This window comes from Streptomyces sp. NPDC059787 (assembly GCF_042732315.1).
GTDB lineage: Bacteria > Actinomycetota > Actinomycetes > Streptomycetales > Streptomycetaceae > Streptomyces > Streptomyces atrovirens.
In genome coordinates, this window is sequence record NZ_JBHWHX010000052.1 from 1 (window position 1) to 15,885 (window position 15,885).

Consider the following 15,885-nt stretch of genomic DNA (forward strand, 5'->3'; position numbering starts at 1 on the left):
GGGGGGGTGCTTGGGGGGGTCCCCCCCTGCCCCCCCCCCCCCCCGCCGGGGGGGGGGGGGGGGCCGCCCCGCGCGCCCCTGCTACTGGCCGCCGGTGTCTGTCTGCTCGCCGGTCTCGATGCCGCACTCGTCCTGCTCGGACTCCCCGCCCCGGTCACCGGTGACCGCCTGCCCCAGGTGCACGGGGTGCTGCTGGTGCTGGGCTTCGTCGGCACGCTGGTGGCGTTGGAGCGTGCCGTCGCGCTGGGCGGGCGGTGGCCCCGTCTCGCGCCTGGCGCGCTCGGTGCCGGGGGACTGCTGCTGCTCACCCCCGTGGACCTGGCCGTCCCGCGGTTGCTGCTCGTCGCCGGGGCCGCCGTACTGACCGCGCTGTACGTGCGGTTCTGGCAGCGGCAGCCGGGTGCCGCCCTGATCGCCCAGGCGGCGGGCGCCGTGTCGGCGCTCGGTGCGGCACTGCTGTGGCTGGGCGGTCTCGACGTCCCGCGCCTGCTGCCCTGGCTGGTCGCGTTCCTCGTGCTGACCATCGCGGGCGAGCGGCTGGAACTCGCTCGGGTGGCCCTCCTCGCGCCCCGCGCGGAACCGGCCTTCCTGGCGTGCGTCGGCGCCGTCGTCACCGGCGTCGTCGCCACCCTGATGTGGCCGGCCGCCGGCACGCTCCTGCTCGGCGCGGCCCTGCTCGCGCTGGTCGCCTGGCTCGTCGTGCACGACGTCGCCCGCCGGCTGCTGCGCGCCACGGGACTGCCCCGCTTCTCCGCCGCGTGCCTGCTCGCCGGGTACGCGTGGCTGGGCCTCGCCGGAGCCCTGTGGCTGCTGGGTGGCCCGGTCGCCGGGGGGAGCCGCTACGACGCCGTGGTGCACGCCGTGTTCCTCGGCTTCGTGATGTCGATGATCATGGCGCACGCCCCGGTGATCCTGCCCGCGGTCCTGCGCCGCCCCCTGCCCTACCACCCCGGGCTCGCGGTGGCGGCCTGGCTGCTGCACGGCTCCCTCGCCCTGCGCGTGGTGGCCGGCGACCTGCGGGACGTCCGAGGGGCGTGGCAGCTCGGCGGGGCGCTCAACATCGCCGCGGTCCTGCTGTTCGTCCTGACGGCGGCGACCGCGTCGGTGACCGCCCCCCGACGCGCCGCCGCCTCCGCCACCCCCGCCGACTCGAGGAACCCCCGGTGACCACGCGGCTCTCCTCCCCCACGGCGAACGGCCCCGCCCCGAAGCCGCCCGGACGCTCACCACGCGCCCTGTGGCACCTCGGCGTGAACGCCGTCGTGGTGGCCTGGCTCGCCCTGTTCGCCGTGGTCGGCGGCGCCCACCACTTCCTGCCGCACGCCTTCTGGCTGCTGGTCCACACCCTGCTGCTCGGGGCGGTCACCAACGCCGTCGTCATCTGGTCGGGGCACTTCGCCGCGTCCGTGCTCCGGCTGCCGGAGGCGAACCGGGGCGCCCCCGCCGCACTGCGGCTGGTCTGCCTGAACGCCGGAGCCGTCGCCGTCATCGGCGGCATGTTCACCGACCGGTGGCCCGTCGTGCTCGTCGGCGGCTGCCTGGTCGCGGCCGCCGTCACCGCCCACGCCGTGTGGCTGGTACGACTGCTGCGGCGGGCCCTGCCCGGCCGGTTCTCCATGACCGTGCGCTACTACACGGCCGCCGCCGCCCTGCTGCCCGTGGGCGCCGCGCTGGGTGTCGTCATGGCCCGCGGCGGACTCGGCGGTGACCTTCCGGAACGGCTGCTGCTCGCGCACGAGATGATCAACCTGCTCGGCTGGGTCGGCCTCACCGTGGCCGGAACGCTGATCACCCTGTGGCCGACGATGCTGCGCACCCGGGTGGCGGACGGCGCGGAACGGGCCGGACGCCGCGCCCTCCCCGTGCTGCTCGCCGGGCTCGGCGCGGCCGTCGCCGCCGCACTGCTCGGCCCTCCGCCGCTGGCCGCTCCCGGTGTCGTCGTCCACGCCGCCGGTCTGGTGATCGCGGGCATCCCCTGGGTCCGCGAGGCCCGTGCCAAGGCCCCGCGTTCCTTCGCCGCCTGGTCGGTGGCCGCGGGCAGCCTCTGGCTCGCCGGATCCCTGCTGGTCCTGGCCGGCATCCTCCTCTCCACGACGTCCTGGATCACGGTGGGGGAGCGTACGTCGCTGCTCACCGCCCCGCTCGCCGCCGGCTGGATCGCCCAAGTACTGCTCGGCGCCCTCGGTTTCCTCGTCCCCGTGGTCCTGGGCGGCGGCCCCACGGCCGTACGCGCCGCCACCGCGGGACTCGAACGGGCCTGGCCCGCCCGGCTGACCGTCACCAACACCGCGCTGCTGCTCTGCGTTCTGCCGGTACCGTCCGTGGTCCGGGTGGTCTGCTCGGTGCTGCTGCTGGTGATGCTGCTGTACTTCCTCGTGCTGCTGGTGCTCACGGTCGTACGGGGCGTACGGAACCGCCGGAAGGGGACGGCCGAGCCGGTACCCGCGGCCGGACCGGCCCCCGCGGAGGCGCCCCCGCACCGCGTGCTCGGCGGTGTGGCGCTCGGGCTCGCCGTGGTGATGCTGGCCGTCGCGGGCGGCGGCGCGGCGGACGTGCGGTCGCTGCCGATCCTGGAACGGTCCGCCGCCGCGAGCGCGGACGGCGGGGAGGTGGCGCCGACCGGCCGTACGACCACGGTCGAGGTGACGGTGCGGGACATGCGCTTCTCCCCGGCCTCCGTCGACGTGCCCGCGGGCGACCGTCTGGTGATCGAGCTGCGCAACACCGGTACCGACACGCACGACCTGGTGCTGGAGACCGGTGCCCGCACCGACCGGATCGCCCCGGGGAAGCGGGCCACGCTGGACGCGGGCGTCGTCGGCCGGGACCTCGACGGCTGGTGCTCGGTGGTCGGGCACCGGCAGATGGGCATGGTCTTCGGGGTACGGGTCACCGGTGACGGCGGCGGTACCGCTTCGGAAGGAAGCGAGGAGAGCGGGGAGAGCGCGCACGACCACGGCGGGACGGCGTCCGAGGGCACGGGCGAATCCGCCGCGGACGCCTTCGACCCGATGGCCGAACCGGCCGACGGCTTCACCGCCCGCGACGCCCGACTGCCGCCCGCCGCCGAAGGATCCGGTCCCCGGGTGCACAGGCGGACCCTCACCGTGAAGGAGGCGGAGGCCGAAGTCGCCCCCGGCGTACGGCAGACGCTGTGGACCTTCGACGGCACGGCCCCCGGGCCCGTGCTGCGCGGCCGGGTCGGGGACACCTTCGAGATCACCCTCGTCAACGACGGGACCATCGGCCACTCCGTCGACTTCCACGCCGGGGCGCTGGCGCCGGACGAGCCGATGCGCACCATCCAGCCCGGCGAGTCACTGACGTACCGCTTCGAGGCCACCCGCAGCGGGGTGTGGATGTACCACTGCTCGACCATGCCGATGTCCCTGCACATCGCCAACGGCATGTTCGGCGCCGTCGTCATCGACCCGCCCGGCCTGCCGGGCGTGGACCGCGAGTACCTGCTGGTCCAGTCGGAGTTCTACCTCGGCGAGCAGAACGGCACCGCCGACGCCGGCAAGGTGAACGCCAAGGAACCCGACATGGTCGCCTTCAACGGGTACGCCGGCCAGTACGACCACGACCCGCTGACGGCGAGGACCGGCGAGCGCGTACGCATCTGGGTGCTGACGGCCGGACCGAACGTGCCCAGTGCCTTCCACGTCGTGGGCGGCCAGTTCGACACGGTGTTCCGTGAGGGCGCGTACGACCTGCGGCCCGGCGGTGCGGAACGCGGCGGCGCGCAGGTCCTCGATCTCGCCCCCGCGTCGGGCGGGTTCGTCGAACTGGCCCTGCCCGAGGCCGGCGACTACCCGTTCGTCACGCACATCATGAGCGACGCGGAACGCGGTGCGCACGGCGTCCTGCGCGTGCGCTGACCGGGCCGAACGGCCCTGTTCCGGTGCCCCGACGGACCCATGTGCCCGTCGGGGCACCGCTCCTGGGCCGTCCTGCCGGAAGAGGAGTACCACTGGATCAGTACGAACAGCGGGGTTCGTTCGGACGAGCCGTGCTCCCGTCGCCGGCCGGCGGAACGACAACGGCCCCCGCCCGGAAGGGCGGGGGCCGTGACGGGAAAGGGCCGGGGCCGGTCAGCCGCGCTGGATGCCCGAGGTGTCCTGGAGGACGCCGCGGCGGCCGTCCTGGGTCTGGGCGACCAGGGCCGGACCGCGCTGCTCGACCGCCAGGTACCAGGTACCGGGGGCCAGTTCGGCGATCGGCGTGGGCGAGCCGTCCTCCGGGAACAGCGGGCGGGGCACCGGCACCGCGAACCAGAACGGCGAGAAGTCACCGGCGGGCGCCGGAGCGGGCTGGCCCGGCTGCGGCTGCCCCGGCTGGGGCTGGCCCGGCTGCGGCTGCCCCGGGAAGGGCTGCTGCGGCTGACCACCGAACGAGGCCTGCTGCGCACCCGGGTAGCCGTAACCGCTGGGCGGCTGGGCGCCGTACGGCTGCGGGGCGGCGGGACGGGCGGCCGGGAGCAGGGCACCCTTGAGGGCGGGCACCAGGGGGGTGGCGACGGCGGCGGCGGCCATGACGAGCGTGGCGACGAGGGCCAGGATCAGACCGGTGCCGGCGTCGGGGCCGTCACCGGCACCTTCGAAGTTGTCGGCGCCGCCGGCCACGTCGAAGATGTTGCCGAGGGCGCTCCAGGCGGCGAACACCGTGAAGGCGATGCCGAACTGGCCGAGGTCGAGCCCCGCGACCTTCGGCGGCTGCGGCAGGCCGCGGGCGATGACGATGAGCGCGGTGCCGATGATGCCCGCCAGTACGACACCGAGCACGACCGGCCCGCTCGCCCACAGGCTGGGAAGGTCGAGATCATCGGATGCGCCGTCGACGGAGTAGAGGTCGAGGAACGACGCGATGAACAGCAACACCGCTGCTCCGATCACCACGCCGTCGCCTCGAGTGAGGGAGCGGATATTCACTTCAGGTCCTTCGTAGGTCGTCTCGTCGTCGGAAGAGGCGTCGCCGTCACCATGTCGCCCGAAGGCCCCGGTGCGAAGCGCGGGGGTGGCCCCTCATCGTCCGGACGACACTACCGTCCGTACGATCGGGCTGTCCGCCCGGATCAGCGCGCTGATCCTCACCCGCGCAGGAAACTCACGATTCCGTCGGAAATCCCTTGCGCCGCTTTCTGCCGCCAGGCACCACTGGTCAGCAGTGCCGCGTCCTTGCTATCGCGCATGTTGCCGCACTCGATGAACACCTTGGGAACCGTTGACAGATTGAGACCGCCCAAGTCCTTACGCGTGACGAGACCGGTACCTCCGCCGACGTAGTTGGAGGGCGCGCTGCCGGTGACGCGGACGAAGTTGCCCGCGATGCGCGTACCGAGGTCGTCGGACGGCTCGACGATGGCGCGGGTGTCGGCGGCACCGGCGTCGACGGCGCCGGGCAGGATCACGTGGAAGCCGCGGTTGCCGGTGCCCGAGCCGTCCGCGTGGATCGAGACGACGGCGTCGGCCTCCGCCTTGTTGCCGATCCGGGCCCGTTCGTCCACGCACGGGCCGAACGGCCGGTCCCCGTCCTGGGTCAGCTTCACGGTGGCGCCCTGCTTCTCCAGGAGCGTGCGCATCCGGTGGGCGACGTCGAGGGTGAAGTCGGCCTCGGCGTAACCGTCGTTGGTGGACGTGCCGGTGGTGTCGCACTCCTTGCGGTTGGTCCCGATGTCCACCTGGCGGTTGATCTCGGCGGTGTGCTTGAAGTTCTCCGGGTTGTGCCCGGGGTCGATGACGACGACCTTGCCCTTGAGGGGACCGCTCGCGGCAGCGGGGGCGCTCGGCTTCTCGTCCTCGGAACCCGCGGACGGCGCCGGCGACGGCGTACCGGACGAGGCGGAAGCGGAAGCGGATGCGGAGGGAGGGGCGGAGGCGGAAGCGGCGGTGCTCCCCGACCCCTCGTCGCCCCCGGACCCGCCCACCGCGGCGTACACCGCCCACCCGAGCAGCGCGCCCGGCACCAGCGCGGCGAGTGCCACGGTCAGGGGCCCGCGCCGGGACCGTCGGGGCTGGGGCGGTTCGAAGCCGGGACCTGTGTACGACACGCAGCCACCCTAGCGGTGTCAGATGCCAGTGCCGGTACGGCGCAGTACGCGCAGGGATCCGGTGGCCGAGACCTCGGTGAACGCGCCGGACGCGAGAGCCCGGAGGTGGACGCGGTACGGAGCCTGGCCGGTGAACTCGTCCACCGGGTCGGGGAAGACGTCGTGGATGACGAGGAGGCCGCCCTCGGCCACGTGCGGCGCCCAGCCCTCGTAGTCGGCGGTGGCGTGCTCGTCGGTGTGGCCGCCGTCGATGAAGACGAGGGCGAGGGGGGAGGCCCACAGGGCGGCGATGCGCGGGGAGCGGCCGACCAGGGCCACCACGTGCTCCTCCAGGCCCGCCCGGTGCAGGGTGCGGCGGAAGGTGGGGAGGGTGTCCATCAGGCCCAGTCCGGGGTCGACCGTCTCCGGGTCGTGGTAGTCCCAGCCGGGCTGCTGCTCCTCGCTGCCGCGGTGGTGGTCCACGGTGAGCGCGGTGACACCGGCCGCGCGGGCCGCGTCGGCGAGCAGGATCGTGGAACGGCCGCAGTAGGTGCCGATCTCCAGGAGCGGCAGCCCCAGACGGCCGGCCCCGGCCGCCGCCGCGTACAGGGCCAGGCCCTCGTCCACGGGCATGAAGCCCTTCGCCGCCTCGAACGCGGCCAGGATCCCGGGCCCGGGTGCCATCGACATGGGGCTTGCCTCTCCCGAGGACGTACGTGTGTGCACGGACCCCATGCTGCCGTACCCCCTGCGCGGGTGGTGCGACAGGGGGTACCGACGGGTAACAGGGGTCAGGCGGAGACCGTCTCGCCCGGCAGGGACAGGTCCAGGTCGACCGGGCGCCCGTCGCCCTCGTGGAGGGCCGGGGCGGCGAGCGGGGCGTGGCCGGTGGCGCGGGCGGCCAGGACGTACGGGCCCTGCACGGGGACGGCGAGGGCGTACGTGCCGTCGTCGGCGGAGACGGTGGCGCCCGCCCGGCGGCCGTGGCGGTCGGTCAGAGTGACCTCGGCGCGGGCGACGGGTACCCCGGTGGCGTCCAGGACCCGGCCCCGGAAGCCGTGCAGGGCCGCCTCCGCGCGCTCCAGGTTCGCGTCCTCCTCGCTGCTCGCCCGGAGCCGCGGGTGCTGCTCCGACGGGCGCCGGCCGGGCAGGAACAGGGCCAGGACCAGACCCACGGCCACCGCCGCCGTCGCGATCAGGAAGGAGATGCGGAAGCCGTGCGGGGTCGGGATCTCCACCCCGCCCACGGTGTCCGCCGTGTTGGCCAGCACCATGCCGATGACGGCGCTCGACACCGACGTACCGATGGACCGCATCAGGGTGTTGAGGCCGTTCGCCGCGCCCGTCTCCGAGGCCGGCACCGCGCCGATGATCAGCGCGGGCAGGGAGGAGTAGGCGAGGCCGATGCCCGCGCCGATGACCACCGAGGTGACGACGGTCTGCCAGGCGGCGTCCATCAGGCCGAGGCCGCCGCCGTAGCCGATCGCGATGATCACCAGGCCGAGGATGAGGGTGGTCTTCGGGCCGTACCGGGCGGAGAGGCGGGCGTAGACGGGCGCGGTGAACATCATCGTCAGGCCCAGCGGGGCCACGCACAGGCCCGCGACCACCATCGACTGACCGAGCCCGTGGCCGGCGGGGAGCTGGAGCAGCTGGGGCAGGACCAGGGAGACGACGAAGAAGGAGACACCGACCATGATCGACGCGAGGTTGGTGAGCAGGACCTCGCGGCGGGCGGTGGTGCGCAGGTCCACCAGGGGCGCGGGGACGCGCAGCTCCATCAGGCCCCAGAGGAGGAGGACCACGGCCGCCGCGCCGAACAGGCCCAGCGTGGTGCCGGAGGTCCAGCCCCAGTCGCTGCCCTTGGAGACGGGGAGCAGGAACAGCACCAGCCCGGCGGACAGGCCCAGCGCGCCCGGCAGGTCGAAGGTGCCCTCGGCGCGCACCGGGGACTCCGGTACGACGGTCAGGGTGAGCGCGATCGCGAGGACGCCGAGGCCGGCGGCGCCGAAGTAGAGGGCGTGCCAGTCGGAGTGCTGGGCGACCAGCGCGGCGGCGGGCAGCGCGAGACCGCCGCCGACGCCTATGGAGGAGCTCATCAGGGCCATCGCCGAGCCGAGGCGCTCGCGGGGCAGCATGTCGCGCATCAGGCCGATGCCGAGCGGGATGGCGCCCATCGCGACGCCCTGGAGCGTACGGCCGGTGATCATCAGGAGCAGGTCACTGGTGAACGCGCTGACCAGCGCGCCGGCCACCATCACCGCGAGGCTGGCGACCAGCATCCGCCGCTTGCCGTAGAGGTCGCCGAGGCGGCCCATGATCGGGGTGGCCACGGCGCCGGACAGCAGGGTCGAGGTCAGTACCCAGGTGGCGTCGGCGGGGGTGGTGTCCAGCAGTCGCGGCAGGTCCTTGATGACCGGGACCAGCAGGGTCTGCATCACCGCGACAACGATGCCCGCGAAGGCGAGCACCGGGACCACGGCCCCGCCCGCTCTGCCGGAGGGACGGTCGGTCGTCGTCTGCGTCATGGAAAGGTGCCTCCAGGGGCGGCCGTGTGCGGGGGTACGTGCAGACCGAACCCCGTACACCGAGGCAACTATTCCGATGCTTCGAACCACTAACGAATTCTTGACCGTTCCTTTGTGCCGACCGTGCCGACGCGTTTCATTGAAGCGACAATCAAGAAATTCTCGGCATTTCCCGCATTCAAGTCTTTCAGTGGAGGAAAAGGGCACTACGGACGGTGTGAAAGCGACTGCTGGGACCACTGGGATGAGGGAGACAGCAATGCGCAAATTCGTGGGCACCGTCGTCATCGGCGTTCTGCTGGCCGTCGCCCCGGCCGGCGCGGCGTTCGGCCAGTCCGCCGAGCAGACGGTCCGGCCGACCACCGCCACGGTCGTACAGGCGCAGGACGACGACAACTACGACGACGGCGGTGGCAACGGCGGACTGTGGGGCCTGCTCGGCCTGCTGGGACTGGCCGGACTCATTCCTCGCAGGAACAAGCGCGAACACCACCGGAACACCGGCGGCGCCACCCGCATGTGACCGCCGGCCCTCGCTCCGACGGAGCGTCCCGCCCGCCCCCGGCCGACCGGGGGCGGCGGGTTCGCGTCCGGGCCCGGGTCCGTGTCCGGACCCAGGTCCGGAGACCTGGTCCGCATCGGACGAAAAGCCGATGCCGGGGCGGGGCCCGGTTGAGAGCATGGCGCACATGCTCGAAACCACCGACACCGCCCGCAGGCCCGCTCGCGCCACACCGCCCGTGTGGCTGGTGGTGGCGCTCGCCTGTGCCGGGCAGTTCCTCGTCGTCCTCGACATCTCGGTGGTGAACGTCGCCCTGCCGTCCATGCGCGGCGGGCTGGCGCTCGGCGAGCAGGGCCTGCAGTGGGTGGTGAACGCGTACGCCATCGCCTTCGCCGGCTTCATGCTGCTCGGCGGGCGCGCCGGTGACCTCTACGGACGCAAGCGGATGTTCCTCGTCGGCCTCGGCCTGTTCACGCTGGCCTCACTGGCCGGCGGGCTCGCCCAGGACGGCTGGCAGCTGCTGCTGGCGCGGGCCGTGCAGGGACTCGGAGCGGCCGTCCTGGCGCCCTCCACGCTCACCATCGTCACCTCGGCCGTGCCGGAGGGCGCGGCCCGCGCCCGGGCCATAGCGACCTGGACGGCCGTCGGGGCGGGCGGCGGAGCGGCCGGCGGATTCGTCGGCGGGGTGCTCGTGGAGGCGCTGTCATGGCGGTGGGTACTGCTGATCAACGTACCCGTCGGAGCGCTCGTGCTGGCCGGGGCCGCCCGGTGGCTCACGGAGAGCAGGGCCGGGGACGGACGGCGGCTCGACCTGCCGGGCGCACTGCTGGTCACGGCCGGCCTCGCCACCCTCGCGTACGGCATCTCACAGACCGAGGCCGAGGGCTGGACGGCGGCGGCCACGCTGGTGCCGCTGTGCGCCGGGCTCGTCCTCCTCGCCCTGTTCCTCCTCGCCGAGGCACGGGCCAAGGCCCCGCTGATGCCGCTCGGACTGCTGCGGCTGCGGTCGGTGGCATCGGCGAACGCGGCGATGCTCATCAGCGGCTCCGCCATGTTCTGCATGTGGTTCTTCATGACCCTGTACGCGCAGAACGTGCTCGGCTACACCCCGCTGGAGGCCGGACTGGCGCTGGTGCCGAGCTCGCTCGCCGTGATCATCGGCTCCAAGCTCGCGCCCCGGCTGATGCGCACGGCGGGACCGCGCACCGTGGCCGTGCTCGGCACGCTGATCGCGGCGACCGGCTTCGGCTGGCAGTCGACGATGACCGCGGACGGGGCGTACCTCACCGCGATCATGTTCCCCGGCATCCTGATGATGCTGGGCGCGGGCATCGCCGCCACCCCGCTGGCCTCGCTGGCCACGTCCGGCGCGGCACCGGAGGAGGCCGGCCTGGTCTCCGGGCTGATCAACACCTCCCGCACGATGGGCGGCTCCCTGGGCCTCGCGATCATGTCCACGATCGCAGCGGCCCACACGGGCACCCCCCGCACCCCGCACTCCCTGACGGAGGGCTACGCCCTGGCCTTCCGCACCAGCATGGCCCTGCTGGCGACAGGCGCGGTGGTGATGTGGCTGTGGCTGCCGAGGCGGACCAAGGAAGAGGGCTGAGCGCAGCCGCGGGCGATCACGCCGCCTCGACTGCGGGCAGTCGTGCCTCCCCAGTGCCTGAAACGCCCTGGGAGGTGCCCCCGGGGCGGCACGGGTGGGGGCAGCGGCACCCGGCAAACGCCGGCGAGCACACCCACCCCCGTCCAGCCGCAACTCCCGGGAACGACGCGACAGGAGCCCCATGCCCATCGACGCAGCCACAGCCCTGGCCGCCCCACCCCGCACCGCCCGGATCTCCTGGACCCCCAAGGACGTCCTCCTCTACCACCTCGGCATCGGCGCAGGCCACCCCGCCACCGCCCCCCACGAACTGCGCTACACCCTCGAATCCCGACTGCACGTCCTGCCGAGCTTCGCCACCGTCGCAGGCGGCGGCCCACCCGGTGTGACCGGCGCACTCTCCCTCCCCGGCATCGACGTGGACCTCGCCCACGTCCTCCACGGCGGACAGTCGCTCACCGTGCACCGCCCCCTGCCGGCCGAAGGCACCGCCACCACCACCGCCCGTGTCACCGCCGTCCACGACAAGGGCAAGGCGGCCGTCCTCGTCATGCGCACCGAGGCCGCCGACTCCGACGGCCCGCTGTGGACCGACGACGCGCGGATCCACGTACGCGGTGAGGGCGGCTGGGGCGGGGACCGCGGCCCGTCCGTGCGGCACGAGCCGCCCGCCGGGAAGCCGGACCGGACCCTCGAACGCGCCGTCCGCGAGGACCAGGCCCTGCTCTACCGCCTCTCCGGCGACTGGAACCCGCTGCACGCCGACCCGGAGTTCGCCGCGCGCGCCGGGTTCGAACGGCCCGTCCTGCACGGCCTGTGCACCTACGGCATGACCCTCAAGGCGGTCGTCGACACCCTGCTCGACGGCGACGTCACCCGCGTCCGCTCCTACGCCACCCGGTTCGCCGGGGTCGTGTACCCGGGCGAGACGCTGCGGATCCGGATGTGGCGCGGGGACGGCGTGGTACGGGTGGTCGTCGGTGCCGCCATGGGGGTCCCCCCGCGCGAGCGAAGCCGGGAGTGGGGGAGCGGGGACGCGCCGGTACTCGCCGATACGACGGTCGAACACGACTGAGCCGGGCCCCGGCCGTCATGATGACGGCCGGGGCCCGGCCCGGTTGCGGATCGCTGCCTGACGTGATGTCAGGCAGCCGACCCCGCGTACTCGTTCGCCTCTTCCGGCCTGCGGTGCCGGCCGCGCGGGGACGCTTCCGCGTCCTGCGTGGAGACCGGGCCCCGGTGCTTGCCGTGTCCGGCAGCGGCCTGTCCGCCCTCGGCGGACTGCGACTCGTTCGTGCTGACGTCGTTCATCGGAAGGAACTCACCCCGTAAACATGATCTTTCCTACAGCCGGGCGAGTGTAACCGGCACACCACCACCCGGATCCAGGCGGCCACGCCGACCGCCACTACTTCGTTACAAGCTGCCCCAAAGGCGCCTGCTGCAGGGGGACGGGACGGGTCGTGGAGGGGGCATCGGGCTCGGCGCGGGGCGGGAGCAGGCAGGGGGTCATGTCTCCGGAGCAGTACGGGAGCCGGGAAGGAAGGTCCTCGTTCGTGGGCTCGTCGGGGGAGGGCACCCGGCCGTCCGTCACCGGCCCGGACCCGGACCCGGTACGCACCGGGCCTTCACCGGAACCCGGAACCTCCGGACGGCCCACCGGTGGACGGACGTCCAGCCCCTCCCGCCGCCGCTCCTGCCCGGGCGCCCGCAGCCCGGCCACACCGCACGGCACCGCCCCGGTGGCGTACGGCAGCCGCAGCATCCCGTCCGCGGTCCACAGCCCCGCCCCGGCCAACCACCCCGCCGGCGCCGGGAAATGGTGCACCTGCCGCTCCGCCGGCCGCCACACCCCGACCCAGCTGCCGAACGCGCCGTCGACGCGCAGCGCCACCGCGCAGCCCTCCGGCGTCAGCATCTGCCCCGGCTGGATCGCGAACGGCGTGACCACGCAGTCCGCCAGCCGCAGGCACTCCGGGAAACGCACCGGCAGCGTGCTGCCCAGCACCCCCCAGCCCATCCGGTCCCGCCCGGGTGACGGCGCGTCCGAGCGGATCAGCAGCAGCCCGCTGTCCGGGTCGGCGAGCAGTACCCGGTCGTCGCTCCCGTCGGCGATCTGCAGCAGCGGGGACATCTCGCCGCCGCGCTCCAGGTCCACCACGACCGCCTTGGTGCGCCCGCCGGTCTCCCGGTCCAGCGCCAGCATCCGCCCCTCGCGGTCCAGCCACACCCCGCCCGAGCAGCGCCCCGGGACCTCCGCGAGCTGCTCGGGCCCGAACGTGCCGCCCGCCACCAGCCACACCACCGTGGACCGCCGGCCCACGGCGAGGGCGTACGCCCGCTCCCCGCCCGGCGCGGGCGGCAGCAGCCGCAGCCGGGTGCCCTCGTCCGGGCACTCGACCGTGCCCAGCGGCAGCTCACCGGTGCCGGGGCCGGTCGGGTACAGCAGGGAGAAGGCGTGCCGTCCGCCCACCAGCCGGTGGATGAGGACCCGCCCGTCGCTCAGGGGCTGCACCTCGGTGCCGGGTTCCTCGGGCTGGTTGCCGGGCAGCGGCACCGCGTAGGGCTCGGGGCCGTCCAGGGTCCAGCGCTCCGGGAAGAAGGAGTCGCCGGCGAGGGCGAGGCGTGCGGCGTAGGAACCGTCGGTGGTGATGGCGCAGCCCGCCCGTCCGGCTCCCTCCTCGTGTCCCGCCGCAGGTTCGATGGCACAGACCGTCATCGTTCGGTCACCTCCGGTGACGAAAGTAGGTCGCGCACGTACGGACGGCGGAGCGGTGGGCCCGCACTTCACACGTAAGGGTGCTCCAGGAACGATTCGCCTGAGGAGGAAGCGGACGTGTGCTTCATGAACAGTGACGCCGGCCGTGACGCCGGCCGGCGAGAGCGGCGCCGGTTCAGGCGCACGAGGCCGCCCAGGTAGCCTTGGCAGCGTGCCCCGTCTGTCAGAAGTCATCGCCGCGCTGGAGAACCTGTGGCCCGCCGAGCGGGCCGAGTCCTGGGACGCGGTCGGCACCGTCGTGGGCGAGCCCGACCAGGAGGTCACGCGGGTCCTGTTCGCCGTCGACCCGGTCCGGGAGATCGTCGACGAGGCGGTGAAGCTGGGCGCCGACCTGCTGGTCACCCACCACCCGCTCTACCTGCGCGGTACGACCACGGTCGCGGCCTCCACCTTCAAGGGCCGCGTGGTGCACACGCTCATCAAGAACGACATCGCGCTGCACGTCGCCCACACCAACGCCGACACCGCCGACCCGGGAGTCTCGGACGCCCTCGCCGGCGCGCTGGACCTCAGGGTCGTACGGCCCCTGGTGCCGGACCCGTCCGACCCGGACGGCCGTCGGGGCCTGGGCCGGGTGTGCGAACTCGACCACCCGCTGACCGTCCGCGACCTCGCCGCCCGCGCCGCCGGACGCCTCCCCGCCACCGCGCAGGGCATCCGCGTCGCCGGCGACCCCGACGCGCTCGTGCGTACGGTCGCCGTCAGCGGCGGTTCCGGTGACAGCCTCTTCGACCACGTCCGGGCGGCCGGCGTGGACGCCTTCCTCACCGCGGACCTGCGCCACCACCCGGCCTCCGAGGCCCGCGCCCACAGTCCCCTCGCGCTGCTCGACGCGGCGCACTGGGCCACCGAGTGGCCCTGGTGCGAGCTGGCGGCAGCCCAGCTCGACGAGATCTCCGACCGCCACGGATGGGGCCTGCGGGTCCACGTCTCGAAGACGGTCACCGACCCCTGGACCGCCCACGCGGCGTCTCCCGCCACCACCGACACATCTGGAGCCCCCAACTGAACGCCGCGCCCGCCGACCAGATCCGACTCCTCGACGTCCAGGACCTCGACGTCCGTCTGCAGCAGCTCGCGCACAAGCGGAGGTCGCTGCCCGAGCACGCCGAGATCGAGTCGCTGAACCGGGACCTCACCCAGCTGCGCGACCTGCTCGTCGCCGCGCAGACCGAGGAGAGCGACTGCGCCCGCGAGCAGACCAAGGCCGAGCAGGACGTCGACCAGGTGCGCCAGCGCGCCGCCCGCGACCAGAAGCGCCTCGACTCCGGTGCCGTCTCCTCGCCCAAGGACCTGGAGAACCTCCAGCGCGAGATCACCTCCCTCGCCAAGCGGCAGGGCGACCTGGAGGACGTCGTCCTGGAGGTCATGGAGCGCCGCGAGTCCGCGCAGGAGCGCGTCGCCGAGCTGACCGAGCGGGTCGGCTCCGTACAGGGGAAGATCGACGACGCCACCGCGCGCCGGGACGCGGCCGTCGAGGAGATCGACGGCGAGGCGGCCTCGGTGACGAAGGAGCGCGAGGTCGTCGCGGGTTCCGTGCCCGCCCCGCTGCTGAGCCTGTACGAGAAGCTGCGCGAGCAGCAGGGCGGCATCGGCGCGGCGAAGCTGTACGCCCGTACCTGCCAGGGCTGCCGTCAGGAGCTCGCCATCACCGAGCTGAACGAGATCCGTTCCGCCGCCCCCGACACGGTGGTGCGCTGCGAGAACTGCCGGCGCATCCTGGTGCGTACGTCCGAGTCGGGGCTGTAAGGGGTCCTGGCGGTGCGGGAGTTCATCGTCGAGGCGGACGGCGGGTCGCGGGGCAACCCGGGGCCCGCGGGCTACGGGGCCGTGGTGGGTGACGCGGCGACAGGGGAGACCCTGGTGGAGGCGGCCGAGTACCTCGGTGTCGCCACGAACAACGTCGCCGAGTACCGGGGCCTGCTGGCCGGCCTGCGCGCCGCCCGCGAGCTGGACCCGGAGGCACGGGTCCACGTCCGGATGGACTCCAAGCTCGTCATCGAGCAGATGACGGGCCGCTGGAAGATCAAGCACCCGGCGATGAAGCCGCTCGCGGCGGAGGCGGCGCGGGTCTTCCCGCCGGAGCGGGTCACCTACGAGTGGATCCCGCGCGCCCGGAACAAGCACGCCGACCGCCTGGCCAACGAGGCGATGGACGCGGGCAAACGGGGCGAGGCGTGGTCGGCGGCGACCTCCCGCGCCGCCCTCGACCTCCCCCGCCTCGAACCATCGGGCCCACCGGGCGACGCGACAGCGGGCGCGGCCCGCGCCCGAGCGGCACTGGCATCGGCACCCGGGGCTCCCACCACCGGCGAGCGGCCCGCGGAGGCGGCCCCCGCGTCCGGCGGGACCGCCGGTACCGAAGCCGCGACCGGCGGTGCCACCGCCCCCGGGCCCGACGGCGTGAGAGCCGACGCCGATGCGCGGGCCGCACGGGCA

At 73.9% G+C, this 15,885-nt stretch carries 14 protein-coding genes; 8 read left to right on the top strand and 6 right to left on the bottom strand.

Going from position 1 to position 15,885, the window contains the following annotated elements:
• The first annotated feature begins 186 nt into the window (after nt 1-186).
• Both ACFV5H_RS32235 and ACFV5H_RS32240 read left to right on the top strand, forming a co-directional pair.
• Nucleotides 187-1,167: a hypothetical protein gene (locus tag ACFV5H_RS32235; protein WP_385198411.1), complete on the top strand. Its 981-nt coding sequence runs from the start codon at nt 187-189 to the stop codon at nt 1,165-1,167.
• Nucleotides 1,164-3,881, top strand: a complete 2,718-nt coding sequence (locus ACFV5H_RS32240) for a multicopper oxidase domain-containing protein (protein ID WP_385198412.1) — start codon at nt 1,164-1,166, stop codon at nt 3,879-3,881. Before ACFV5H_RS32235 ends, ACFV5H_RS32240 begins: the two co-directional genes overlap by 4 nt.
• Nucleotides 3,882-4,094: 213 nt before the next feature.
• Here the strand turns inward: ACFV5H_RS32240 and ACFV5H_RS32245 are convergent, their stop codons facing one another.
• From ACFV5H_RS32245 to ACFV5H_RS32260, 4 genes are all read right to left on the bottom strand, one after another.
• Entirely contained in the window at nt 4,095-4,931 is an 837-nt protein-coding gene (locus ACFV5H_RS32245) for a hypothetical protein (RefSeq protein ID WP_385198414.1), read from the bottom strand.
• Nucleotides 4,932-5,089: 158 nt separating this feature from the next.
• The gene (locus ACFV5H_RS32250; RefSeq protein WP_385198415.1) at nt 5,090-6,049 is read right to left on the bottom strand and encodes an N-acetylmuramoyl-L-alanine amidase; all 960 of its coding nucleotides are present in this window, start codon (nt 6,047-6,049) and stop codon (nt 5,090-5,092) included.
• Nucleotides 6,050-6,067: 18 nt separating this feature from the next.
• Nucleotides 6,068-6,718: a class I SAM-dependent methyltransferase gene (locus tag ACFV5H_RS32255; protein WP_385058336.1), complete on the bottom strand. Its 651-nt coding sequence runs from the start codon at nt 6,716-6,718 to the stop codon at nt 6,068-6,070.
• Between the two features lie 101 nt (nt 6,719-6,819).
• The gene (locus ACFV5H_RS32260) at nt 6,820-8,556 is read right to left on the bottom strand and encodes an MFS transporter (RefSeq protein ID WP_385198417.1); all 1,737 of its coding nucleotides are present in this window, start codon (nt 8,554-8,556) and stop codon (nt 6,820-6,822) included.
• A gap of 259 nt (nt 8,557-8,815) precedes the next feature.
• Between ACFV5H_RS32260 and ACFV5H_RS32265 the strand changes: the two genes are divergently transcribed.
• From ACFV5H_RS32265 to ACFV5H_RS32275, 3 genes are all read left to right on the top strand, one after another.
• Complete coding sequence (locus tag ACFV5H_RS32265; protein ID WP_385058339.1) at nt 8,816-9,079, top strand: WGxxGxxG family protein; 264 nt, start codon at nt 8,816-8,818, stop codon at nt 9,077-9,079.
• A 157-nt stretch (nt 9,080-9,236) separates the two neighbouring features.
• A complete protein-coding gene (locus ACFV5H_RS32270; RefSeq protein ID WP_385198418.1) occupies nt 9,237-10,667 on the top strand; it encodes an MFS transporter in 1,431 nt (476 codons plus the stop codon).
• A 181-nt stretch (nt 10,668-10,848) separates the two neighbouring features.
• Entirely contained in the window at nt 10,849-11,742 is an 894-nt protein-coding gene (locus ACFV5H_RS32275; RefSeq protein WP_385058343.1) for a MaoC/PaaZ C-terminal domain-containing protein, read from the top strand.
• 68 nt (nt 11,743-11,810) lie between these two features.
• On the opposite strand, the gene ACFV5H_RS32280 is transcribed toward ACFV5H_RS32275, so the two are convergent.
• Nucleotides 11,811-11,978 carry a hypothetical protein gene (locus ACFV5H_RS32280; RefSeq protein WP_385057736.1) on the bottom strand — a complete coding sequence of 56 codons (168 nt, stop codon included), beginning with the start codon at nt 11,976-11,978 and terminating at the stop codon, nt 11,811-11,813.
• A 97-nt stretch (nt 11,979-12,075) separates the two neighbouring features.
• On the bottom strand, nt 12,076-13,386 hold the full coding sequence (locus tag ACFV5H_RS32285; RefSeq protein ID WP_385057738.1) for a hypothetical protein: 1,311 nt from the start codon (nt 13,384-13,386) through the stop codon (nt 12,076-12,078).
• A 211-nt stretch (nt 13,387-13,597) separates the two neighbouring features.
• On the opposite strand from ACFV5H_RS32285, the gene ACFV5H_RS32290 reads away from it, so the two are divergent.
• The 3 genes from ACFV5H_RS32290 to ACFV5H_RS32300 all read left to right on the top strand — a co-directional run.
• Nucleotides 13,598-14,455 carry a Nif3-like dinuclear metal center hexameric protein gene (locus ACFV5H_RS32290; protein WP_385057740.1) on the top strand — a complete coding sequence of 286 codons (858 nt, stop codon included), beginning with the start codon at nt 13,598-13,600 and terminating at the stop codon, nt 14,453-14,455.
• Nucleotides 14,452-15,195, top strand: a complete 744-nt coding sequence (locus ACFV5H_RS32295; protein WP_385198438.1) for a zinc ribbon domain-containing protein — start codon at nt 14,452-14,454, stop codon at nt 15,193-15,195. The genes ACFV5H_RS32290 and ACFV5H_RS32295 overlap by 4 nt, the downstream gene beginning before the upstream one ends.
• A 12-nt stretch (nt 15,196-15,207) precedes the next feature.
• Nucleotides 15,208-15,885: reverse transcriptase-like protein (locus ACFV5H_RS32300; RefSeq protein WP_385198419.1), on the top strand; the 678-nt coding region annotated here is incomplete at its 3' end.